This window comes from Roseibium sp. SCP15 (genome assembly GCF_040329435.1).
Lineage (GTDB): Bacteria > Pseudomonadota > Alphaproteobacteria > Rhizobiales > Stappiaceae > Roseibium.
In genome coordinates, this window is the sequence record NZ_JBDZYI010000002.1 from 1,073,291 (window position 1) to 1,097,008 (window position 23,718).

The 23,718-nt window shown below is 55.6% G+C and carries 23 protein-coding genes and 1 other RNA gene; 9 read left to right on the top strand and 15 right to left on the bottom strand.

Annotated elements, in window-relative coordinates; translation table 11 throughout:
- Positions 1 to 22: 22 nt before the first annotated feature.
- The 7 genes from ABLO27_RS12370 to ABLO27_RS12400 form a co-directional block, all read right to left on the bottom strand.
- On the bottom strand, positions 23 to 343 hold the full coding sequence (locus ABLO27_RS12370; protein WP_353033222.1) for a YbaB/EbfC family nucleoid-associated protein: 321 nt from the start codon (positions 341 to 343) through the stop codon (positions 23 to 25).
- A 381-nt stretch (positions 344 to 724) separates the two neighbouring features.
- Positions 725 to 2,587: a DNA polymerase III subunit gamma/tau gene (locus tag ABLO27_RS12375; RefSeq protein ID WP_353033223.1), complete on the bottom strand. Its 1,863-nt coding sequence runs from the start codon at positions 2,585 to 2,587 to the stop codon at positions 725 to 727.
- Positions 2,588 to 2,731: 144 nt separating this feature from the next.
- Positions 2,732 to 3,133: a hypothetical protein gene (locus tag ABLO27_RS12380; protein ID WP_353033224.1), complete on the bottom strand. Its 402-nt coding sequence runs from the start codon at positions 3,131 to 3,133 to the stop codon at positions 2,732 to 2,734.
- Complete coding sequence (locus ABLO27_RS12385; RefSeq protein WP_353033225.1) at positions 3,123 to 3,380, bottom strand: hypothetical protein; 258 nt, start codon at positions 3,378 to 3,380, stop codon at positions 3,123 to 3,125. The genes ABLO27_RS12380 and ABLO27_RS12385 overlap by 11 nt, the downstream gene beginning before the upstream one ends.
- Positions 3,381 to 3,511: 131 nt before the next feature.
- An RNA gene (gene ffs / locus ABLO27_RS12390) (signal recognition particle sRNA small type) lies at positions 3,512 to 3,609 on the bottom strand.
- 94 nt (positions 3,610 to 3,703) lie between these two features.
- Complete coding sequence (locus ABLO27_RS12395; RefSeq protein WP_353033226.1) at positions 3,704 to 4,336, bottom strand: LysE family translocator; 633 nt, start codon at positions 4,334 to 4,336, stop codon at positions 3,704 to 3,706.
- Positions 4,337 to 4,493: 157 nt separating this feature from the next.
- Complete coding sequence (locus tag ABLO27_RS12400; RefSeq protein WP_353033227.1) at positions 4,494 to 5,648, bottom strand: amidohydrolase; 1,155 nt, start codon at positions 5,646 to 5,648, stop codon at positions 4,494 to 4,496.
- Positions 5,649 to 5,761: 113 nt separating this feature from the next.
- Here ABLO27_RS12400 and ABLO27_RS12405 point away from each other — a divergent pair, with 113 nt between their 5' ends.
- The 7 genes from ABLO27_RS12405 to ABLO27_RS12435 all read left to right on the top strand — a co-directional run bounded on the left by ABLO27_RS12405 (position 5,762) and on the right by ABLO27_RS12435 (position 11,514).
- Positions 5,762 to 6,223, top strand: a complete 462-nt coding sequence (locus ABLO27_RS12405) for an Lrp/AsnC family transcriptional regulator (RefSeq protein WP_353033228.1) — start codon at positions 5,762 to 5,764, stop codon at positions 6,221 to 6,223.
- 92 nt (positions 6,224 to 6,315) lie between these two features.
- The gene (locus tag ABLO27_RS12410; protein WP_353033229.1) at positions 6,316 to 6,735 is read left to right on the top strand and encodes an HIT family protein; all 420 of its coding nucleotides are present in this window, start codon (positions 6,316 to 6,318) and stop codon (positions 6,733 to 6,735) included.
- A gap of 79 nt (positions 6,736 to 6,814) precedes the next feature.
- Complete coding sequence (gene nudC, locus ABLO27_RS12415; protein ID WP_353033230.1) at positions 6,815 to 7,762, top strand: NAD(+) diphosphatase; 948 nt, start codon at positions 6,815 to 6,817, stop codon at positions 7,760 to 7,762.
- Positions 7,759 to 8,337, top strand: a complete 579-nt coding sequence (locus ABLO27_RS12420; protein WP_353033231.1) for a histidine phosphatase family protein — start codon at positions 7,759 to 7,761, stop codon at positions 8,335 to 8,337. Before nudC ends, ABLO27_RS12420 begins: the two co-directional genes overlap by 4 nt.
- A 52-nt stretch (positions 8,338 to 8,389) precedes the next feature.
- On the top strand, positions 8,390 to 9,592 hold the full coding sequence (locus ABLO27_RS12425; protein WP_353033512.1) for a lytic murein transglycosylase: 1,203 nt from the start codon (positions 8,390 to 8,392) through the stop codon (positions 9,590 to 9,592).
- 97 nt (positions 9,593 to 9,689) lie between these two features.
- On the top strand, positions 9,690 to 10,421 hold the full coding sequence (locus ABLO27_RS12430) for an FkbM family methyltransferase (RefSeq protein WP_353033232.1): 732 nt from the start codon (positions 9,690 to 9,692) through the stop codon (positions 10,419 to 10,421).
- A gap of 478 nt (positions 10,422 to 10,899) precedes the next feature.
- Positions 10,900 to 11,514, top strand: coding sequence for a hypothetical protein (locus tag ABLO27_RS12435; RefSeq protein WP_353033233.1), 615 nt, complete (start codon positions 10,900 to 10,902; stop codon positions 11,512 to 11,514).
- 55 nt (positions 11,515 to 11,569) lie between these two features.
- Here the strand turns inward: ABLO27_RS12435 and ABLO27_RS12440 are convergent, their stop codons facing one another.
- The 8 genes from ABLO27_RS12440 to ABLO27_RS12475 all read right to left on the bottom strand — a co-directional run bounded on the left by ABLO27_RS12440 (position 11,570) and on the right by ABLO27_RS12475 (position 21,841).
- Entirely contained in the window at positions 11,570 to 11,794 is a 225-nt protein-coding gene (locus ABLO27_RS12440; RefSeq protein WP_353033234.1) for a hypothetical protein, read from the bottom strand.
- Positions 11,795 to 11,820: 26 nt separating this feature from the next.
- Positions 11,821 to 13,452, bottom strand: coding sequence for an ABC transporter ATP-binding protein (locus tag ABLO27_RS12445; protein WP_353033235.1), 1,632 nt, complete (start codon positions 13,450 to 13,452; stop codon positions 11,821 to 11,823).
- 10 nt (positions 13,453 to 13,462) lie between these two features.
- Positions 13,463 to 14,647 carry an ABC transporter permease gene (locus ABLO27_RS12450; RefSeq protein ID WP_353033236.1) on the bottom strand — a complete coding sequence of 395 codons (1,185 nt, stop codon included), beginning with the start codon at positions 14,645 to 14,647 and terminating at the stop codon, positions 13,463 to 13,465.
- 3 nt (positions 14,648 to 14,650) lie between these two features.
- Positions 14,651 to 15,769 (bottom strand): microcin C ABC transporter permease YejB, encoded by a 1,119-nt coding sequence (locus tag ABLO27_RS12455; protein WP_353033237.1) that lies wholly within the window; start codon positions 15,767 to 15,769, stop codon positions 14,651 to 14,653.
- A 63-nt stretch (positions 15,770 to 15,832) separates the two neighbouring features.
- Positions 15,833 to 17,722 carry an extracellular solute-binding protein gene (locus tag ABLO27_RS12460; RefSeq protein ID WP_353033238.1) on the bottom strand — a complete coding sequence of 630 codons (1,890 nt, stop codon included), beginning with the start codon at positions 17,720 to 17,722 and terminating at the stop codon, positions 15,833 to 15,835.
- Entirely contained in the window at positions 17,719 to 19,599 is a 1,881-nt protein-coding gene (locus ABLO27_RS12465; protein ID WP_353033239.1) for an extracellular solute-binding protein, read from the bottom strand. Before ABLO27_RS12465 ends, ABLO27_RS12460 begins: the two co-directional genes overlap by 4 nt.
- Positions 19,600 to 19,710: 111 nt before the next feature.
- Entirely contained in the window at positions 19,711 to 21,147 is a 1,437-nt protein-coding gene (locus ABLO27_RS12470; protein ID WP_353033240.1) for a diguanylate cyclase, read from the bottom strand.
- A 142-nt stretch (positions 21,148 to 21,289) separates the two neighbouring features.
- Positions 21,290 to 21,841, bottom strand: coding sequence for a c-type cytochrome (locus ABLO27_RS12475; RefSeq protein WP_353033241.1), 552 nt, complete (start codon positions 21,839 to 21,841; stop codon positions 21,290 to 21,292).
- 187 nt (positions 21,842 to 22,028) lie between these two features.
- On the opposite strand from ABLO27_RS12475, the gene ABLO27_RS12480 reads away from it, so the two are divergent.
- Together ABLO27_RS12480 and ABLO27_RS12485 are read left to right on the top strand one after the other, a co-directional pair.
- Positions 22,029 to 22,772 carry a 3-deoxy-manno-octulosonate cytidylyltransferase gene (locus ABLO27_RS12480; protein ID WP_353033242.1) on the top strand — a complete coding sequence of 248 codons (744 nt, stop codon included), beginning with the start codon at positions 22,029 to 22,031 and terminating at the stop codon, positions 22,770 to 22,772.
- A gap of 27 nt (positions 22,773 to 22,799) precedes the next feature.
- Positions 22,800 to 23,690 (top strand): prephenate dehydratase, encoded by an 891-nt coding sequence (locus ABLO27_RS12485; protein WP_353033243.1) that lies wholly within the window; start codon positions 22,800 to 22,802, stop codon positions 23,688 to 23,690.
- Positions 23,691 to 23,718: the final 28 nt, after the last annotated feature.

A 23,718-nucleotide genomic window follows, 5' to 3' on the forward strand; every position in this document is an offset into this window, starting at 1 on the left:
AACCGCCTGCCCCCGAAAGATCTTAGAACGGCAATTTCATACCGGCGGGCAGGCCCAGGCCACCCATCATTTCCTGCGTCTTTTCCTGAATTGCCTGATCGATCTTCACGCGTCCATCCGTATGGGCGGCAATGATCAGATCTTCCAGGATCTCGCCTTCCTCTTCCTTCAGAAGGGACGGGTCGATTTTCAGGCTCTTCATTTCGCCTTTGCCGTTGAGGCGAAGCGTTACCAGGCCACCACCGGAGCTGCCTTCAGCCTCGATGTCCGTGATCTGTTCCTGAAGCGAGCCCATTTGCTCCTGCATCAGCTTGGCCTGCTTCATCATCTTGAGGAAGTCCATCGGATTTCTCCTTGAATTCTCGATAGGCGCTGCTTCGCGCCTTATCCTTCAGCGTCTCTAATCTAATTTGGGATCTGCGTTTAGAAGAACAACAGGAGAATTACTACCCCCAAATGCCGTTTCCGGGACCCGCCTGGGATCCCCTACTCCGAGCATTCATGTCTTTTTGAAGCAGAGATAGAAAATTCTTCCCGCAAAATACAACCCGGCAAAAAAGGACACGCAAACAATAGAAACAACCGTCAATAACTTGGTGTATTGATCGATGTCGCTCTTGGACACAATTGCCATGACAATCAGGAAAATCGCGCCTGTCACGAAGAACCAGATGACATTGTTTCTTATCTTGTGGTCGTTCATCTTGCTTAACTTGTGAGTTGATCAGTTTTCATCGTCATCATCGCCCAATGCTTCATTGAGCAGCGGGTCGTTGACGAGTGGATCGGCCATCGCGGCTTCGTCTTCTTCCGTAACCTGTACCTTCACGTCGACAACCTTGGCTCCGGGAAACTGAGCAAGCAATGCGGCAACGGTCGGGTGTGACTTGGCATCGGACAGCAACTGCTGCTGGTTTGCCTCTTCTTCTTCATGGATGGTCGGGCGCCCCTGGGTGCGCGAAACCACCACAAACCAGCGCTGACCTGTCCAATCCGTCAGTTTGCGACCAAACTCACCGGCAATATCGGCCGGAGCATCTTCGGTCGGCTGAATCTCGATCTTGCCAGGCTCGAATTTCACCAGACGCATTTGCCGCCGGATCGCGACCTTCATCGGGATATCGCGCTTCTCAGATGCCAGCGCAGCACAATCGTGAAGGTTGCGCAGGTTATAGGCCGGTTGCGCAAGCGCCTCCGGCTGAGGCGCGGTCTGGGGGGATGCTTGCGTATTGGGCATCCCACCCTGGATGGCCGCCAGCTGTGGCCGGCCCGCGGCCTGCATGGTCGGACCGTTTCCTGGTCCGCCAGCCGACTGTGGCATACCCACAGCCATCGCCTGTGTACCGCCTCCTGAGGGAGCTCCTCCACCGCCGGAAGGCGCGGCACCGCCGAGTGGATTATGACCGCTCTTGATCTGTGCCATCAGATCGCCAGGATCTGGCAGGTCCGCTGCATAGGCAAGGCGCACCAGCACCATGTCGGCCGCCGCGAGAGGTTTGGAAGCCGCCTGCACTTCCTGAACGCCTTTCAGAAGGATCTGCCAGGCGCGGGACAACAGTCTTACGGAAATCTTCTCGGCAAATTCCTGTCCGCGTGCCTTTTCGGCTTCGGTCACCGAAGCTTCATCCGCAGATTTCGGCGCAACCTTCATGCGGGTGACAAGATGGGTAAAGTCCGCGAGGTCGGTCAGCACAATCGCCGGGTCGGCGCCAACATTGTACTGCGATTGCAATTCGCCGAGCGCATCTTCGATCCTGCCCGCCATCAGATGACCGAAAAGGTCAATCACCCGGGCGCGGTCGGCCAGACCAAGCATCTGCCGCAGGTCGTCAGCCTCGATCGCTCCGGCCCCATGGGCCATCGCCTGGTCGAGCAGCGACAGGGAATCGCGCGCAGACCCCTCGCCCGCGCGGGCGATCAGCATAAGAGCTTCGTCGGCGATCTGAATGTTTTCGGCATCCGAAATCCGGCGCAGCAGGCCGATCAGTTTCGATTGCTCGATCCGGCGCAGGTCGAAGCGCTGACAACGCGAGAGAACCGTGATCGGAACCTTGCGAATTTCCGTCGTGGCAAAGATGAATTTCACATGTTCCGGCGGCTCTTCAAGGGTCTTCAAAAGACCGTTGAAGGCGGCGTTGGACAGCATGTGCACCTCGTCGATGATGTAGACCTTGTAGCGCGCCGTTGCCGGACGGTAGCGGGCTGCATCGATGATTTCACGAATATCGTTGATACCGGTGTGAGAGGCAGCGTCCATCTCGATGACATCGACATGACGCCCTTCCATGATCGCCTTGCAGTGCGTGCCCTCACGCTCAAGCTTGACGGTCGGTTTGTCTGCCTCGCCAGGAACCTCGTAATTTAGACCGCGCGCAAGGATGCGCGCCGTAGTCGTTTTTCCGACACCGCGGACCCCTGTCAGCATCCACGCCTGAGCGATACGGCCCGTGTCGAACGCATTTTCCAGCGTCTGTACCATCGGCTCCTGACCGACGAGATCCTCGAAGGTTTTCGGCCGGTATTTGCGCGCCAGAACGCGATAAGCACCATCCCGAGTCTGGCCACCAGAATCAGCGGTGCTGGTCATGTCAGGCGCAGGCGCGCCTTCTTGCGGAAAACCTGTTTCATCCATGAGCCGCACAATAGCGACTTTTTCAGAAAGTTGGACGGCAATTTGAAAGTTTTTCTGTGAACTGAAGCGTGTGGCCAACCAAGTCTGGCCTCTTCCTGATCAGTGGCGGAAACGATCCGGCATCAGGAAGATTTCCTTGGCACGGGGACTACCTACTCTGTCCTTTGAATACCAGGTCTCCATCAATGACTTCGACACAAGATCGGGGTTCTTCTCCATGAACTCTGCAAACGTCTTGTGAGGCGTATCGGCCATGCGCTCCGACAGCAGGCCGAGGAAAGCCAGCGTCAGCGTGGTGTTGAACTTGTCCGGGGCACCTGCCCTGGTCGCAATTGCGCGCAAAGCCGAGCCATAGCGCGCGGCCGCATCCAGAAAGTCGTATTTCTGCAGCATCTTGCACGCGACCCCGATGTGATCGACATGCGTGAATGTGGTTGCGTCAAGCGATCGCGTTTCAAACTGCTCCGTCAACTGTGCGTAGTTTCGAGCTTCATGCTCCATCAGACTGATCCTTCAGTTTGTGACTGTCTGCCGCAGTCAGGTCGAGATCGTAGACGCTTTTCAGCTGTTCGATTTTCCTGAGCGTTTCTGCGGAAAAAGGCGGTTTGTTCTCGAAACAGTGCAACGCCATACCCTCGATCAGATCACCAAGAGAGATATCCAGATGCTCCGCGAGCCCCTTGAGGACCTTGAGAAGCCGTTTTTCCAGACGCACGCCGGTCTGAACCCGTTCGATTGATTTTTCCATGACTGTTATCATGGTACCTATGTACCAAAGAGTCAAGTCTTGAGCTACGCGGAAGCACAGATACGAAAACGCAACAAAAAACACCGCACGAATCGGGCGGTGTTTGACATAAGTATCCGGTTTTTTGAAAGGTGGGAGGCTGGCACGGCGACCCGTGCCGAGGCTCGTTAGGGCTGCTTCCTTCCGGACCTGACCCGGTTGGCGAGTGGCTCGTCCACCACCAACCTCCCGAGGGCCTTATATCAGATCCCCCCAGGGGTTTGGCAAGGGGCCAAATAGAATTTTTGTTTGCCGTGGAACAACCCGCTCAAAAGCGCCGGATTTCAGGGACGCAGTGTTGCCAGTTTCAGCCCGAAACCCATGAAAACGACACCGGTCACGCCTTTCAGCCACCGTTGAAAGGACGGATTGCGAGCGGCGCTGCGCATGCTGGCGAGCAGAGCGATCATGGCACCGAACCAAAGGGCGTTGATCAGAGAATGAATTGCAACGAGAGCAAAGGCAGCCGAGACAGCACCGTCACCCGCCGGAATGAACTGCGGGAACGCGGCGAGATAGAACATCGAAACCTTCGGATTAAGGGCATTGGTGAGAAAGCCTTCCCCGAACGCTCGAGCCATTGTCCGCTTGCGCCTTGCCGGAACGACGTCAGGGGTCAGAACCTTTCCGGAAAACGCATCCTTCAACGCCTTCAGGCCGATCCAGAAAAGATAGGCAGCCCCAAGCATCTTGACGACAAAAAAGGCTTCCGCCGAATGAACCAGAATGACCGATATGCCCAGAATCGAGAGCGTTCCATGAAGGAAAAAGCCCGCTACGAACCCACCAACATTGCAATAGGCCGCCGAGCGTCCGGAGGTTGGAACCGTTTTGGCGATCAGAACACCGTTGGGGCCCGGTGACATCACCAGGAGACCGGCCACAAAAGCAAAACTCAAGAGGGTTTCCAGAGACATTTCTCAATCCAAATAGGCAATGCTGAAAGGGGACAGGAGCCGGATCTCGCCCGGGCCTGCTCAAATCTACGCATCAGCGGACAAAATGCAACTCACCCGTGCCGGAGCCGCCTAGCCTGCCCCGGCCTGCGTCACCGCAATAGTGCTAGCTGAGCAATCAGCCCGTCGACTGGCCACCCGAAGGCAGTCTCTGGCGAACAAGTTCTGCCCAGAGCTTCGCGCCAATCGGCAGCAGTTCGTCGTTGAAGTCGTAATTGGCCGCATGAAGCGGGCGGGCATTTGCTCCCTCGGTTCCATTTCCGATCAACAGAAAACATCCAGGGACCTCGGCCTGAAAGTTGGCAAAGTCCTCGGAAAAAGTCATCGGCTTGCGATTCCCGTCGGCTTCGAGACCGGTGGCCCGTGCAGCAGCGACCACATATCCGGCAGCTTCAGCATCATTGACCGCCTCGATGAACTCGGTCTGGAATCGGACCTCCACTTCAACGCCGTGACTTGCAGCGATACCCGCTCCGATATCGCGCATAAATTCCTCAATCGTCTGGCGATCTTCCGGAGAAGCCGCCCGAGTGTCGCCCTTGATGACCGTGTGTCCGGGCAGGACATTGCGCTGTCCATCGGTGATGAACTCGGTCACGGAAACCACGGCACCAGCAGAGGGTGGCAGCTTTCGGGCGACAATTGTCTGCAGCGCCAGCACCAGTTCGGCACCCGGGGTCAATGTTTCCCGGCCCACATGCGGCATCGACGCGTGGCCTCCCGTTCCCCTGATTTCGAACTCGAACAGGCTTTCGCTGTAGCAGATGATACCCGGCCGGGTCGAAACACGCCCGACAGGTTCTCCCGGAAGATTATGAGCGCCATAGACTTCATCGATCGGAAATCTGCGGAGAACACCTTCATCGATCATCGCTCTCGCGCCAAGTCCATGCTCTTCGTTGGGCTGAAACAGAAAGACCACCGTCCCGTCGAAGTCCGGGTCCTTTGCAAGAAGTTCCGCCGCACCCAGCAGCATCGTGGTGTGTCCGTCATGCCCGCAGGCATGCATAACGCCTTCATTTTCCGACTTGTAGGCAAAGTCGTTTTCCTCGGTGATCGGCAAGGCGTCGAAATCCGCCCGAAGTCCGATTGCGCGATTGCCTTTGCCCGCGCGCAGAACTCCGACGACCCCGGCGCCGACATGCGTTTCAATATCGAATTCCTTCAAGCGCTCGGCGATACGGGCCCTGGTCCAGTCTTCCTGGAACCCAAGTTCGGGATGTCTGTGAAATTCATGCCGCAACTCGCGCAGCTGTTCGGCAAACTTCTCCACCTGTTGCTCCTTCCCGGTCCAAATCGCCAGTCAGTCCATCGTTGAGAGAAAATATTTCAATCCAGGTGAAATTTTTGCTGAAACTTGATGCTGCATCTGCAATTTTTTCTCACATGAGTTCCCTAGACGACTTTGACCGCGCGATCCTGCGCATCCTGCAAGTGGACAACCGAACACCGCAACACAAGATCGGTGAAGCGGTGAACCTGTCGACACCGTCGGTTCAACGCCGCATCAGGCGCATGGAAGCAGATGGCATTATCGATGCGAATGTGGCGCTGGTGAATGCTGATGCCGTTGGACTGCCTCTGACAATTTTCGTTGAGGTTGAACTGATCAGCGAAACGCCTGCCGAGATCGATGTTGCGAAAAACGCATTTCGTGAAGCTCCCGAAGTCCAACAGTGTTTTTATGTCACCGGTGACGTCGACTTCATACTCACCGTCGTCGTTGACAGCATGTCCACCTATGAAGACTTTACCCGGCGTATGTTTTTCCAAAGCGGAAACATAAAGAAGTTCCGCACTCTGGTGTCCATGGACACGATCAAGAACGGACGCACCTTGAAAATATGATTGCAATGCGACGTCCAGGTTCCTTTTCAGGCTCGCAAGTCGACACACTTATGGGTTAGCCTCTTTTCGGAATTACCTGTTTTGGTGAAATCATGACTTCCTTTGCCCTTAATGTCCGCCTTGAAGGTGACAGCTATTTTGTCGCCGACCTTCCGCTTTCGTCGGTTCGTTTGATGAAAGATGCCAATTATCCTTGGCTTCTGCTCGTTCCGCGCAAGCCAGACCTGGTCGAGATCATCGACCTTGATGAAAGCGATCAGCAACAGTTGATGCGGGAAATCGCGATCGTCAGCAACGTTTTGCGGTCGGTGACCAACTGCGAAAAACTCAATATCGGTGCGCTTGGCAACATGGTTTCGCAACTGCATGTCCATGTGATCGCGCGGTTCCGGGAGGATGCTGCCTGGCCAGGCCCGGTCTGGGGGGCAGTCCCGGCAGAGACCTATGAACCGGAAAAGGCCGATTCTCTGATTGAGCAACTATGGGACGCCTTCTCATCGGAAGGTGAATAGCCCGCAGCTGGACAGCGCTCTGCCGCCGCCATAGAGTCCGGATTCAATCCTGCCTGACCTTCTTTCCAAGGAACAAAACATGCGCGCCTCCGCAGCCGGCCTTCAGGCCATGGAGATGAGTTTTCTCGGCAACACGCTCGACAGGCAGTCAACACGGCGCGGAGACAAGCCCTATCTGGACGACCTTCTGAGCCGGCCGGATACGCAGATCGTCCTTTCTACCGACAAGACCCTGGTGTTCGCATCCGCAGAACCGCTCAAGGTAGGGCATAGTCTTGGCTCGGCCATTGCACTTGGCGCCGACCCCGGAGAGCTGGTTTTTTTGGGTCTCAGGCCGGAAAATGGTCAGGCCCTTTTTGCCACGACATTGCCGCATCGCGACGAAGATCTGGAGGGTAGGCCTGAGCTTCATGTCCAGGATCTTCGCAATCTCGCCCTTCAGAACGTTTTTTCAGAACAGGACCTCGGAGCGTTGGCACAGGCCCGTGCCCTGATCCACTGGCATCGAACCCATACCCATTGTTCGCGCTGCGGGGAAAAAACCGTGATGGCAGAGGCTGGGTACCGGCGAGACTGCCCTTCCTGCGGCGCTCCGCATTTTCCTCGCACGGATCCTTGCGTAATCATGCTGATCACTGATGGCGACCGGGCCCTTCTCGGGCGCCCGGCTCGCTTGCCGGAAGGGGTTTACACGACGCTTGCCGGGTTCATGGAGCCGGGCGAAACAATCGAACAGGCGGTTCGCCGGGAAACGCTGGAAGAATCCGGCATTCAGGTCGGGGAGGTCAAACTGATCTCAAACCAGCCCTGGCCGTTCCCGGCCAACCTGATGCTCGGCTGCGTGGGGTCTGCGACGACGAAGGACATTGAAATCGAAGACGACGAACTGGAAGACTGCAAATGGTGTGGGAGAGATGAAGTCATTCAGATGGTTGACGGAACTCATCCCGACGGCCACCGGATACCGCCGTCCATCTCCATTGCCTATGAGCTGATCGTCGGTTGGCTGGAGGAAGGATCCCGATGACCTGGTGTGTGTACCTGTCTCACCCGGAAGTAAACATTGATCCAGGCGTTCCAGTGCCTGAATGGGGCCTGTCGGATATTGGCAAACAACGCGCCCTCAAGGCGGCGGATCTTCCTTACGCCAAGGAAATTGCCGAGGTGGTATCGAGCGCAGAGACCAAGGCGATCGAAACCGCCAGGATCCTTTCGGAACGACTTGCCATTCCCCATCACGTGCGCGCCTCGCTGCACGAGAACGATCGCTCGTCGACCGGTTTCTTGCAACCTGATGAGTTTGAAGAAACAGCCGACCAGTTCTTTGCCAATCCCAACACTTCCATCAGAGGCTGGGAAAGGGCCGTCGATGTGCAACAGCGCGTCGTTGCGAGCGTCATCGAGGAATTGGCAAGAACACGGGTAGATCAACCCGTACTTTTTGCCGGACACGGGGCCGCAGGAACAATCCTCATGTGCCACCTGATGGGTGTGCCCATTTCCAGAGCCCATGATCAGAAGCGCGGCGGGTGCTGGTATCGCTTCGAGCGGGAGTGGCTGACTTCGAAGGAAGGCCGCGATTTAAGTTGGATCGAAATCTAGCCGTGCTAGGATTCCGGCGGACAAATCACCGCTGGAGCCTGACGTGATCCGCTTGTTGCCCATCCTTTTTGCCGCCTTTCTTGTCTCTTTGTTGCAGCCACTGCCCGTTCAAGCCGGAAAGTACGATGCCCAATTCCGCCAGTTCCTGAACAACGAGGTCATTCCGGCAGCCCGCAGATCCGGTGTTTCACAAGCAACGCTCGACCGCGAACTGGCTGGCCTGACGCCAGATGCTTCCCTTCCCGGACTGGTCGGTCCAGGAGGCAAAGGCTCTCCTCCAAAAGTCAACTTCCAGGCAGAGTTCCGCTCGCCTGCGCGCTACTTTCGTGACAGCCAGTTCAACGCGCTGGTGCCCGGCGGACGCCGCCTGATGCAGAAACATGCAGATGCCCTTGCCAGAATCGAGGCTCGTTACGGCGTGCCGAAACGCATCATCCTGGCGATCTGGGCAAGGGAATCCGGATACGGTGGTGCCAAGATCCCTTATGACGCCGTGCGGGTTCTGGCAACGCAGGCTTTCATGGGCCAACGGCCGGAGTTTTTCAAAGGCGAACTGATAGCCGCCCTGAAGATCCTTCAAAATGGCGACGTGTCCCGCCGAGCCATGAAAAGCTCCTGGGGCGGAGCCATGGGACAACCGCAGTTCCTGCCTTCGTCCTATATGAAATACGCAGTCGATTTCGACGGAGACGGCAAGCGAAACATCTGGACGTCAGAAATCGACACCATGGCGTCCATTGCCCATTATCTTTCCGCCCACGGTTGGCAGAAAGGCAGGGACTGGGGCTACGAGATTCACCTTCCCAATTCGATTTCCTGCACCCGTGAAGGACCGGACAACCAGCAAAGGATTTCCGGTTTCGTGGGCGAAGGGGTCAAGCGCGTCAGCGGGAGACCGTTTCCGGATAATGAACTCAGGCAGGCAGGCAACATCCTGCTGCCTGCCGGGCGCTACGGCCCGGCGTTCATTGCCACGGAGAATTTCTACGTGCTGAAGAAATACAATGAGTCCGACACTTACGCCTTGTTCGTCGGGCACCTTGCAGACCGGTACGGGAGCAACAAGGGTTTTGTCGGCGACTGGAAGCCGATGAAGGAAACAACTCGCGGTGCAGTCCGCAATCTACAACAACGCCTTGAAGGACTGGGACATGATGTCGGTGGGGCAGACGGTCTGATCGGTTTCAAGACTCGCCGCTCGATTGGCAAGGACCAGGAAAAGAACGGCTTCTTTGCCACTTGCTGGGTGGGGTGAGCCGAGAAAGATCGCAGCGTCTGCGAGACAAACAGTTGCAATCCGGGGTGCATTCAAATAATGCACCTTGAACTGTTTCTGTCAGAAAAATTCCACAATGAATTACTTTGAAGCCCGCTATCGTCGCCTCTGGAAGTCATATGCAAAGCGGATGCAGCGGTTCCGGCTCTACAATCACTATTTCCATAACCGGCTACTGCTGGATATGAGCGAGCCAACTTCAAGGGAACTTTTCGCCGGTTACGAATACGAGTTTTCAGAATACGAGCTCGTGACAAATTCGCTGAAGGCGGAACCAGCCGACATTTTTTACGATATTGGAGCAAATTGGGGTGGGTACTCATTGCTCGCCGCTCGTGCTGGCGTTCAGCAAATCGAATCCTTTGAACCCAATCGCAAGGTGTTCGGTATTCTGGCCGCAAACATTACTCTTAATAGCTTTCACTCGCAGATCCGAGCCTGGAACATAGCAGCTGGAAACGTGGACGAGACCGGTTTTCTATCAATCGACCCAAGAGCCACGGACGTTTCCAGTCTGTCACCTGAGCGCATGTCCGAAAAGTGGGACTATTGCGATAAGCAAGAGTGCCTTATCAGGCGAATAGACTCATTCATGCCCGCTACAGATAAATCGGTTTTTGTCAAAATTGACGTCGAAGGGCATGAACTGGAAGTGCTGGACGGATTGAAAGGCATCCTGGACCAGAACAGGGTCAGGCTTTTGGTAGAAGTTCTTGGCGCATCGAACTTCAAGTCCGTCGCAGAAGGGCAGTATGGCCTTTCAGTGAAGCAAAGCTTCGGTTCAAACATGTTTCTAACAAACTTCTAGTATTCTCCCACTGCTCTTTGGCTTCCAATTTCAAACTCCAGCCGAATCGACGCTCTGTCTCAGGTTCTCTTTCCAGCCTCTCCTAAGAAAACCGAAACTCGATATCCCGCGTGACTCCCGCGATACAGTACGTTGAGAGCGCCAGAAGCATATCGCAGCAGATTAAACTGCTTGTCTGGCACATTGCCGGAAATTTCCTCCGGCTCAGCTGTTCAACCAGCTTCAAAAATCCTCACGCGGGCCCGCGATAGACAGCCCGAACCGTTTCCTGGGATATTCGGATGGATCAAGATTTGCGCGGCTCTGCGTTGTTCCTGCTCCAATTTCTGTTCCGTAGTTTCACTCGGATTGAAAAAGGAGAAAATCCATCACCGTCAGGAATTTGCACCTAAATAAACAGGTGCATGTTTTTCTTCTTTCATTTTTTATTGTTTTACGATAATTAATTCGTGCGTTTTCGAATATGGAGTATCATCACATGTTTGGACTGACCCTCCGGCGCGCGACACCGTCGCTGCGTGCAGGAATCCTTTTGTTTGTCGCAACCCTGATCGGGCCGTTTGCCACGACTGCACACGGCGATGATCTCGACAGCTTCAACCCGGCCACGACCGACCTCGATCTGTTCCGCATAGCTGTTGTACATACCGACCGGCTGCAAATTCCCGCCAAGGGCCCACGCATGCTCTTTTCCATGACGGACAAGAAAACCGGCCGTGTTATTCGGGAAAAGACGATTTACCTGGAAAAGGCTGAAACTGCGGCGGAAATGTCCGAAGGGCCATCGGCCGGCAATCGCAAGACGATTGCCGTCTACCGGATTGCGGCTCGTCAGGTGGACGAACTACGCGCACTCCAGGCGAGATACCTTGCTCTTCCGAAAACTGAACAGGACCAGATCGCAGGTTCGCTCGCGATTGATGTATCCGGTTGCAAGATTGATCCGGATGACGAAGGGCCGATGCTGATTTCGACTTTCCTGAAATCGTCTGAGCTGCAGGAGTATGTCACGCTTGCCGAAGACTATGACCTGAGAAATGTTCCCTCCGGAGCCGGAGGCAAGACGGCAGATCCAGTGAAACCTTGCGCATAGGGCTGTTCACCGGCGCAGCAATCGGCTGCGCTGGTGATTTTGCCGACAGATCGAGTTAGCTGTTCTGCCCGGGTTCGCGCCTGTTCCAAAATCGGGCGAATGCGATCACTGCCCAGATCCCCTCGGCGATCAGAAACGGGACTGAGCCAATCAGAAATGCATAAAAGCTGGCGAGCGCACATCCGAAGGCGAACATGAGGATGAACAGGGGATGCCGGCTTTCCAACGCATAGCTGGCAACCATGATCACGACGGCAACCAGCCCCAGATGCTCAACCATGCGGTCCTGCTCCCGCCTGTCCACGCTCAGATGCTGACGACACCCTCCGGTGCGGTTTCCAACCTGAAGGCAGCTGCCATCAGAGCTTTGGTGTAGTCGGTCTGCGGAGCATCGAAGATCTGCTCCGCCGATCCTGATTCCACGACTTTTCCCTGTCTCATGACGATCACTTCGTTCGCGAGCGCCCGAACGACCTTCAAGTCATGCGAAATGAACAGATAGGCAAGACCGTGAGCTCTTTGCAGATCGCGCAGGAGATCGACCACCTGTGCCTGCACGCTCATGTCCAGAGCGGAGGTAGGTTCGTCAAGCATGACGAATTTCGGCTCAAGCACCATCGCACGGGCAATCGAGATCCGCTGGCGTTGCCCACCGGAAAACTCGTGCGGATAACGGTGCCGTGTCGATGCGTCGAGACCCACTTCCTCCAGTGCCTGAGAAACCCTTCGGTCACGCTCTTCCGCCGAAATTCCCGGAAAATGCACCTGAAGCCCTTCACCCACGATATCTGCAACGGACATGCGCGGCGACAAGGCACCGAAGGGATCCTGGAACACGATCTGCATGTCGCGGCGAAGCGGGCGCATTTCCTTCCAGGAGTTGCTCTGGATATCTTGCCCATTAAAGGCGATCCGGCCCGTGGATGAAATCATCCGCAAGATTGCAAGACCTAGGGTCGTTTTCCCTGAACCGCTTTCGCCGACAATGCCGAGGGTCTGACCTTCGCGCACAGTGATGTCAATTCCGTCGACCGCCTTGATGTGATCCACCGTCCGGCGCAGGAAGCCACGCTTGACCGGGAACCAGACTTTCAGATCGTCAGCCTGAACAACGATCGGTTTGCTGGTGTCGGTTGCCGGCGGCTCACCCTTGGGCTCTGCGGCAAGCAGATGCTTGGTGTAGTCGTGTTGCGGGTTTTCGAAGATATCCGCAACGGGTCCCTGCTCCACGATCTTGCCACCGGTCATCACACACACCCGGTCAGAAAATTTGCGGACAATTCCGAGGTCATGCGTGATGAAGAGCATCGCCATGCCCTGCTGGCGCTGCAGATCCTTCAAAAGCTCGAGAATCTGGGCCTGCACGGTCACGTCTAGCGCCGTGGTCGGCTCATCGGCGATCAGAAGGTCGGGTTCATTCGCAAGCGCCATTGCGATCATGACACGCTGGCGTTGACCTCCCGAAAGCTGGTGCGGATAGGAATTGAGCCGTTTTTCCGGGTCCCGAATACCCACTTGATTGAGCAGTTCCAGAACGCGTTCTCTTGCCTGCGTTTCCCCCATGCCGCGGTGAATCTTCAGGATTTCGGCAATCTGCTTTTCCACCGTGTGCAGCGGGTTGAGCGAGGTCATCGGCTCCTGAAAGATCATGGAGACGTCGTTGCCGCGTACCTTGCGCATCTCGCTGTCGTTCACCTGCAGTAGGTCTTTGCCGTTCATCAGGATTTCGCCCGACGGATGCGAGGCGGCCGGATACGGCAAGAGCTTCAGGACAGAGAGTGCGGAAACCGACTTTCCCGAACCGCTTTCACCCACCAGGGCAACGGTCTCCCCCTTCTTGATGTCGAAGGAAATCCTGTCGACCGCGAGAGTTTCCTTGCCACCTTGCGTGAAAGCAACGGACAAATCCTTGACGGTCAGGAGAGCATTTCGTGTCATCCCGGTCTCCTTACGCCAGACTCTTGCGCGGATCGAAAGCATCGCGCACGGCTTCACCAATGAAAATCAACAGGCTGAGCATCAGTGAAATCACGATGAACCCGGTTATGCCAAGCCAAGGCGCTTGCAGATTGTTCTTGCCCTGAGCCAGCAACTCGCCAAGAGAAGCAGAGCCCGGCGGCAAACCAAACCCGAGGAAGTCCAGCGCTGTCAGTGTCGAGATCGAGCCATTCAGAATGAACGGCATGAAGGTCAGCGTTGCCACCATGGCATTGGGCAGCAGGTGCCGCCACATGATCACTGGATTGGAGACGCCCAGCGCACGTGCCGCCGAGATATATTCAAAGTTCCGGCCACGCAGAAACTCCGCCCGGACGACACCGACCAAGGCCACCCAGGAGAACGCAAGCAGGATCGTGAACAGCGTCCAGAAACCGGGTACCAGAAACGACGACACGATGAGGATCAGATAGAGTGTCGGAATTGCGGTCCAGATTTCTATAAAGCGCTGGAAGATGAGGTCCACCCAGCCGCCGTAATAGCCCTGCACGGCACCTGCGGCGATGCCGATAACGGAGGACGCCAGGGTGAGAGCCAAGCCGAATAGTACTGAGATGCGGAATCCGTAGATGAGACGGGCCAGAACATCCCGCCCCTGATCGTCGGTACCCAGCCAGTTCCAATTTCCGACAACGCAGTTGAGGTCTTCAGCGCCAAGCGGATAGCGCACACAGCGCTGTTCCTTGTCCAGGGTCCAGGACGGAGGTGCAGGTGCCGGAACGGGGATTTCATTGTTGACCGTACGATAGGAGTATCGCACCAGTGGCCAGAGCATCCAGCCGTTGGCATTGATTTCATCCTGAATGAAAGGATCGCGGTAGTCAGTCACCGCGAGAAATCCGCCGAACTTTTCTTCAGGATAATCCACGAATACCGGCGTCAGAAGTTCTCCCTTGTAGGACACCAGAATAGGCCGGTCGTTGGTAATGAACTCTGCAAGCATCGCCAGCGTGAAAAGCACGAGGAAGATCCAAAGGGACCAGAACCCGCGCCGGTTCGCCTTGAAATTCACCAATCGTCGTTGATTGATCGGTGACAGGCGCATTTTTTTCGGCGGCGGTGCGGTTTCCTCTGCCAGAGGATTGAGCACGTCGTAGCCGGCGTTCTCAAGATCCTTGTTCAGTCGCGAATCCATGGGTCACACCTCCCGGCTTTCAAAATCGATCCGGGGATCAATCCAGGTGTAGGTGAGATCCGACATCAGATTCACGAGCAATCCCATCAGGGAAAAGATGTAAAGCGTTGCAAAGACCACGGCGTAGTCCCGATTGATGACGGATTCAAAACCGAGCAAACCAAGGCCATCGAGCGAAAAGATCGTTTCAATCAGCAGAGATCCGGCGAAGAAAGAGGAAATGAACGCACCCGGGAAACCCGCGACGACAATCAGCATCGCGTTGCGGAAAACGTGTCCGTAGAGAACCTGGCGCTCGGTGAGCCCCTTGGCTCTCGCGGTGACGACGTATTGCTTGCGGATCTCATCGAGGAAGGAGTTCTTCGTCAGCAAGGTGGTGGTTGCAAAGGCCGACAGCACCATCGCAGTCAAAGGCAACGCCAGATGCCAGAAATAGTCGGCAATGCGGGCGGGCCAGGACAGCTGCTCCCAGTTGTCGGAAACAAGTCCACGAAGCGGGAAGAGGTCCCAGAACGATCCGCCTGCGAAGAGAACGATCAGGAGAACGGCAAACAGAAAGCCTGGAATGGCATAGGCCACCACGATCACACCGGACGTCCAGACATCGAACTTCGATCCATCGCTCACCGCCTTGCGAATTCCCAGGGGGATGGACACAAGGTAGGAAATCAGCGTCATCCAAAGCCCAAGGGAAATGGAAACCGGCAGTTTTTCCACGATCAGATCCAGTATTCGAATGTCCCGGAAATAACTCTCGCCAAAATCAAACCGGGCATAGTTCCAGAGCATGTTCAGGAACCGTTCGAAAGGCGGTTTATCGAAGCCGAACTGCGCTTCCAGCTCTTTGATGAATTCCGGATCCAACCCCTGTGCGCCTCGGTATTTGGACGTCACGCTGTCGGACGCAACACCACTGCCGCCGGAGGCATCATTTCCGCCGGCAAAATCACCGCCGCCCCCGCTGATCCGCGATGTTGCAGAAACATCCGTACCCTGAAGCTGGGCAATAACCCTTTCAACCGGTCCACCCGGCGCAAACTGGATAATGACGAAATTGATGGCCATGATGCCGACAAGTGTCGGAATCATCAGCAATAAACGGCGAAGAATATAAGCGCCCATGGAGTTCGTGCATTTCCTTTACAGTTTGGCCGTATTGAGCGATCCGCAGGCCAGCGATCGAATTTAACCGGCTTTACCGATCTTTTTGGCCTTTTCCGTGTCGACCCACCATGTCGATTCCACCGGGAAATCGTAACGCGGCGGCTCCTTGGGATAACCGAACATGTCCCACAAGGCGACCGTATGAATCGGCTTGTTCCACTGCGGAACCCAGTAATGGCCAGATCTGATGACCCTGTCGAGGGCACGGGCGACGATGTTCATCTCTTCCCGCGTTTCTGCTTCCAACGCCTTGTCCATCAGGTCATCGATCACCGGATCGGAAATCCCTGCAATGTTGTAGGTTCCCGGCGTCTTTGCCGCTTCCGATCCCCAGAAGGTGCGGATCGCTTCCGACAAGGTGGCTGTCAGTGAATATCTGCGCGAACAGATATCAAAGTCATAGTCGTTCAACCGGGACTGATACTGCGCCGGATCGACCAGACGGAAGGTTGCCTGAATGCCCAGCCGGCCCAGATTCTTGATATACGGATTGATAATCCGCTCAAACGCAGGCGAATTGTTCAGGAACTCGATTGTCAGAGGGGCACCGTCCGGGCCGACCAGTTCAGCCCCCTTGCGTTCATATCCAGCTTCCTTCAGCAACTTGCTGGCTTCTCGCAGCAGTTTCCGGTCAAATCCGGAACCATCGCTGACCGGTTGGATATATGCGGTCTCAAATACGCTCTCGGGCAGCTGATCGCGGTATGGCTCCAGAATTGCGAGCTCTTCCGCCGATGGCAGTCCTTCCGCTTTCATGTCGGAGTTTTCAAAGAACGACTGGGTGCGCTGGTAGAGATCGTAGAAGAGATTCTTGTTCGACCATTCGAAATCGAAAGCGTAGCTCAAGGCGCGCCGCAATCGAGGGTCCTTGAATTTTTCCCGTCTGGTGTTGATGAACCACCCTTGGGCGCCGGAAGGCCGGCCGTCAGGAAACTCCTTCCTGATGACCCGATTGTCCTCAACTGCAGGAAATGTGTACTCGGTTGCCCAGATCTTGGAATAAAACTCCTCCCGAAAGGTCATTTCCCCCTTCTTGAAGGCTTCAAACGACACCTGCCGATCCCGGTAGAAGTCCACGCGGATGATCTGGAAATTGTTCTGGCCGACCAGTACTGGCAAATCCTTGCCCCAGTATTCCTGGAACCGCTGATACTCCACATACCGGCCGACAGCGTGCTTGCCCACCTTGTAGGCTCCGGACGACAGGGGAGCAGTCAAAGTGCTCTGCTTGAAATCGTAGGCGGTGTAATAGCGCTTGGAGAAAATAGGCAATCCGGCCACGAGCAGGGGCAATTGCCGGGACTGCTTTCCTGTGAAGTGCACCGCGACCCGGTATTCGTCCAGAACTTCCGTATCCTTCAGTTCCTGTATGTTCTGGCTGATTTGCGGATGACCATCGGCCTTCAGGAGCATCAGAGAGAATGCGACGTCCTCTGCGGTCAGCTTCGAGCCATCGTGGAAACGGGCTTCTGGACGCAGGTTGAAGGTATAGACGTTGCCATCCTCTGAAATCTCGACCGATTCGGCCAGAAGGCCGTACATGGCATCCGGTTCGTCGAGCGCGCGCACCATCAAAGTGTCGAAGCACAGCTCCATGCGCGGTGGCGCATCGCCTTTCAAGATGAACGAGTTGAACGAATTGAACGTCTGAGGGTTCTGGTTATAGGCCCAGGACGGTGCGGTGAAGACGAACCGTCCTCCCTTGGGGGCCTCGGGATTGACGTAGTCGAAGTGAGTGAAATCAGGGCCGTATTTCAGCTCGCCGAAAACCGAAAGTCCATGGCGGGGACCGGCTCCGGCAACCCCTGCCGCTAGCGCTGATGCGGGAATGTTGGGAAGCACCGCAGCAAGGCTCGCAGCTCCGGTAAGTTTCAGCAGCTTTCGACGGGAAGGGTTAAAAATCGTCGTCATTTCGCGGCTCCCGTTTTTTCTGCAAGCTCCTGATCATACCACCAGATTGTCGGGAAGCCCGTACTGTATTCCGGCATATTTTCAGGGTGCGCAAATCGGTTCCAGCGAGCGGTCCGGGTCTCATCGGTGTAAAATTGCGGCACCACGTAGTGGTTCCACAGAAGGACCCTGTCGAGCGCATGGGTCGCAGCAACGAGCGTTTCCCGGTCTTTCGCGAAGATGACTTTGTCAATCAAATGATCGATCGCGGGATTTTTGATGCCGCCGTAATTTGCCGAACTCGGATTGTCCGCAGACGTGGACCCCCAGTATTCGCGTTGTTCGTTCCCGGGTGACAGAGACTGTGCGATCACCAGAACGGTGGCGTCGAAATCCCTGCTACGGACGCGATTTATGAACTGGGAAGTGTCAACCAGTCTCAAAACCGGCTTAACGCCTATGCTCTCCAGGTTCTTGGAATAGGGCAACAACGTTCTTTCGCTCGCCTTGTCCCGATAGAGAAACTCGACGCTCAGTTGTTCACCGGTCGCCGGGTCGATCATCTTGCGGTCCTTGAGCTCGTAACCCGCCTTGCGCAGCAGTTTCACCGCTTCACGCAAGTTTGCACGAACATTCTGCTGGGAGCCGCCGACCGGGTTCTTGAATTCTTCGGTAAAGACTTCCGGAGGAACCTGGTCGCGCACCTCCTCCAGGATCTCAAGTTCCTTGCCTTCCGGCAGTCCCGACGATGCAAGCTCCGTACCGGCAAAGTAGGAACCAACTCTTTTCAGAAGGCCTGCCGAGACGATCTCGTTCGTTGTCTCAAAATCATAGGCGTAGTTCAGAGCTCTTCGCACGTCCGGATTCTGGAACTTGTCCCTGCGAAGGTTCAGGAAAAATCCCTGCATGACACCGGAGGAGTTGTCAGGAAAGATTTCTTTCACGATCCGACCGTCTCTTATCGCCGGAAAATCGTAACGTTTCGCCCATTGGCTGGAGCTGCGCTCTACATGGTAGTCGTACTGATCGCCCTTGAAGGCTTCGAACTGGACGGCATCATCAAGGAAAGAAACATAGCGGATTTCGTCAAAATTGTTCGCGCCAACGCGGATCGGCAGGCCCTTTCCCCAATAGTCTTCTACGCGCTCATAAGTGACGTTCCGGTTCGGAGAGAAGTTCTTGATCTTGTAGGGACCTGATCCGAGCGGCGGCTCCAGCGTTCCACGGGAAATGTCGCGTTTTTCGCCTTTGTCATTGGTGCCCTCCCACCAATGCTTCGGCAGAACGAACAGCTGTCCCATGATTTTGGGGAGCTCACGATTGCCCGCGGTGTCGAACGTGAAGCGTACGGTCCCCTCATCGACGATTTCGGTGTCGGTCACGTTCTGGAAATAGAACTTTCGTTGAGGATCCAGCTCGATCGCCTTTTCGAATGACCAGATCACGTCTTCCGCGGTCACAGGCTCACCATCATGCCATTTGGCATTCGGATTCAGTCTGTATTCGACCCAGGAATAGTCTTTGGGAAAGCGAACGGCTTCGGCAAGAGCACCATATTGCGCACTGATGTCATCCTCATCGAGCGAGGGTTCCATGAGGCTTTCGTAAATGAGTCCCAGTCCCGGAGCCAGGCTTCCTCTTTGAGCAAGAATGTTGAAGGTGTCGAAACCGCCGCGGCTCGCAAGCCTGACGGTGCCGCCTTTTGGAGCATCCGGGTTGACATAGGCGAAATGGGAAACTTCAGGTCCGTATTTCGGTGTGCCGTTCAATGCTGCGGCGTGCTGCCATTCGGGCTCATCAGCTTGCGCCGGACTGATTGCCAGTCCTGTTATGGTCAAAGCACCTGCCAGTGCAAGACTTGCAGCAGCCACGTTCCAAGCACGCCATGAAAGCACCATCGGCTTCTCCGTCCCTTTCCGGTTTTTCACCCGTTTCAGGCGGGTGTTGATATACCAGTGTAGGGATCAGCTGGCCAAACGTCATCAACTGGTTGCGGATATGACAGAAATTTAACCTGCCTGGGGAAGGCCCTTCCCCAAAATGTCATTGGACTTTTGCTTTGATTTGGCCTTCCGGGCGTACATGCGCCCGTCGGCGACCTTGAGCAAATCTTCGACCGTTGCGGCATCGGTCGGGTAACTGGCCACTCCGATGCTCGCGTTTACATCGATCAGTATTTCGGAATATTCGAAGAGCTTGGCGACGTTTTCCGACAAACGCGTCAGAAAAGCTCTCTTTTCTTCCCGGCGCATGTTGCCGGGTGTCAGGACAATGAACTCATCGCCCCCAACGCGCGCAACCGTATCTGACTGACGCACCTGGCCTTGAAGTCTCTTTCCGACCTCGATCAGGAGCTGGTCGCCGACCGAATGGCCGTAACTGTCATTCACCGATTTGAAGGCATCCAAATCCACATAGAAAATATCGAACCCCTCGCCGGAACGCTCGCTCATGGCCGCCAGCTGCTGCATTCGATCTGCAAGCAGGCGCCTGTTTGCAAGACCGGTCAAAGGGTCGTGCAGGGCCATCGACCTGACCTTGAAGACTTCACTGATCAGGAGGAAGGCCATCACAGCGAATGCCAGAGAAATGAGACTGCCGACCAACCGTGTAATCCAGACCTGGCTTCCAGCGGCCGACCAACCGTCTGCAGGATAGCCAAGCAATTCCCATCTCAGTCCGCCCGGCAAATGCAGCGGAAGGGAGACAAAGTCCTTTTCCCTTATGGACGTGTCCCCGAAAATCCCGTTTTCGGCAGCCTCGTCTGCATTATTGTCGATTATCGCGACCTGAAGACCGTTGATGACATTCATCAGACCGGCGGCCGCCATCACGCTTTCCTCATCAAGCACAAGCGTCGCGATGCCCCAATAGGCACGTTCCTGCATCGGCTGACCGGGAAAGGCTGCCGGAAACACCGGGATCCTGATCAAGAGAGCCCTGCCGCCCTGAATCAATTCCAATGGACCGGCAATCACGACTTCGCGTGTCAGCATCGATTGCCGAATGGCGGGCCATTGCGCGCTGTTCAGCCTGTAATTCAGGCCGATCGCCTTGTGATTGGGCTCGAAGGGATAGACAGCGCGCAGGATGTTGTTTGGAGCCAGCCCGATTGAACGTATCGACGGGTTTTCCTCGATGAGATCTGCGGCAATTTCCTGGTAGTCCGCCATGTCGAACAATTCATCGTCGAACTGCGCGACATAGGCCCGAATACCAAGGCCATGCGCCACTGTGCGGCTGATTTCGCCTTCCAGACGACCGCGTGCTTCGGACAATCCTGCAACGGCTTCGCGCTTTTGCTGGGAGATCATTTCGCTGCGGACAAGAGTGGCAACGTGCAGCGTGATAGCAATTCCGGACAGGAAACAAACGATGGCAACGACGGAAGCCGACAGTGTTCCGTTCGACCTGTAAAATAAGTTCCTGGTCAGATTAATGCCCATATGGCCCTGTCCGACTACAACCTGCGTTCAACCATACGTAATGTTAAACCTGTTAATTTTTCATAACATTTAAATAAATGAAGCCGGACCCAGGGCCCGGCTTCATGAATTCTTTTGAAATCGACCAGGTCGACTTTGTGAATTACTCAGATGGCAACGGCTTCGGAGAACCGGACATTTCGCGGAGATACGCGATCATGTCTGCGCGATCTTCCGGCTTACGCAGTCCGGCAAAACCCATGGACGTGCCATTGATGTACTTCTTCGGAGCGGCCAGAAAGTGGTCCAGCTCTTCGTAAGTCCATTCCGGGTTTTCTTCGCCAAATGCCGTCATTGCGGAAGAATAACGGAAACCGTCGACCCCACCCGGCTTGCGGCCCACGATATCCCAAAGCGCAGGACCGACCTTGTTGGCGCCGCCTTCTTCGAAGGTGTGACACGCAGTGCATTTCTTGGCGACACTTTCGCCCTTGGTCGAAGCAGCTGCAATCAGACGCTCGGAGATCGGCTCGACTTCTGGAACCGCTGCGACCTCTGACGTTGAATCCGGCGCGGATTCAAGGACGATCTCATAACCGGGCTGACCGGGTATCGTCGGTTTGAAAATGATGTCGGACACAATTCCAACACCCATAGTCAGAATAAGCACCATCAGGACCGCCCCCGCGGCCTTGTTCAGTGTGAAGGAATCCATTCTCTCCGGCTCCAAGCTCATACGCGTCCGGGCCCGCAACATCGGTCACGAACCCTATCAGCTTTTCGAAATTTGCCGGAACCTACAAATTTTTTGACCTTGCTGTCCATAGCTTTAAAAGGACAAGTGATACGACAAACGGACGCGGCTACTATTTTTTGCACATTAGCCGGCTTGTTCGGCTGAAATGGAGACCCAATTGACTTCTGCACTCGTCATTATCCCGGCGCGCATGGCGGCGACCCGCCTTCCTCGTAAACCTCTCGCGGATATCTGCGGAAAGCCAATGATTGTGCGGGTTATTGAACAGGCTCAAAACGCCGACATCGGCCCTGTCGTGGTCGCATGTGATGACCGGGATGTAGCCGATGCCGTTTCCGATTTTGGCGCAAGTGCGGTCATGACCCGTCCCGATCACGCTTCCGGCTCCGATCGCATTCAAGAAGCGGCAACCCTTGTTGACCCGGACGGCAAGCACGACGTTATTTTGAATGTGCAAGGTGACGTTCCACTTATTGCCCCGGAAGCGATTCGCGCGGCTTTTGAGCCTTTGAGCATTCCGGACGTCTCGATCGGAACGATCATGACGCAACTGGATCCTCAATTTCGCGACGATCCAAATTTCGTAAAGGCAGTGACAACGCCGAATGGCCATGGTCATCACCGGGCTCTGTATTTTACCCGCGCGACCGCGCCCAGCGGCGACGGACCTCTGCATCATCATATCGGCATCTACGCCTATCGCCGCACGGCATTGGCCAAATTCGTCGAACTTCCGCCTTCTCCGCTCGAAACGAGAGAGAAGCTTGAGCAACTGCGTGCTCTTGAAGCGGGAATGCGGATAGACGTTTCAATCATTGACAGCGCGCCCATGGACGTGAATACGCCTGAAGACCTGGAGCGTGCCCGGGCAGCTTATCAAAACTCCTGAACCAGATGCCGTCGAGGCTGAAAGACCATGACAGACAGTAAAAGAATTGTTTTCCAGGGCGAGACCGGGGCAAATTCCCATATGGCCTGCCGGAGTGTTTATCCCGACTACGAAGCCATTCCCTGCGCGACCTTTGAAGATTGCTTCTCGGCAATGGCCGATGGCAGCGCCGACCTTGCGATGATCCCGATTGAAAACTCGGTCGCCGGCAGGGTTGCCGATATCCATAATCTGTTGCCGAAATCGGGACTGCACATTATCGGCGAATATTTCATGCCGATCCGCTTTCAGCTCATGGCGCCGAAAGGTGCCGGCATCGACGGGCTGAAGAAAGTTCAAAGCCACATTCATGCCCTCGGACAGTGCCGCAATGTCATCCGCGAACTCGGCCTGACCGCAGTCGTCGGTGGCGACACAGCCGGTTCCGCACGTCAGGTCGCTGAATGGAATGATCCGACCATCGGAGCCCTGGCTCCCGAAATGGCCGCTGAGATCTACGGCCTGGATATTCTGCGCCGTGACGTGGAAGACGAGGCACACAACACGACACGCTTCGTGATCCTTTCCCGCGAAAAACTGGAAGCCGCCCATAACGGGCAACCGGTAATCACCACTTTCATCTTCCGTGTCCGCAACGTTCCCGCAGCGCTCTACAAGGCACTGGGCGGTTTCGCGACAAACGGTGTCAACATGACCAAGCTGGAATCCTACCAGCTGGAAGGACAGTTTTTCGCATCAATGTTCTATGCGGATGTCGAGGGGCACCCGGAAGATCCGGCCGTCGCTCTCGCGATGGAAGAACTGGCGTTTTTCTGCGCTGAACTGAACCTGCTCGGCGTTTACCGCGCAAGCCCGTTCCGAGAAAAGATCAAGGAACCGGAAGCCAACCGCGCGCTCAGACCCAATCCCAATTCCTAACGCCGCGTCGACCGGCGATATCAGAGGA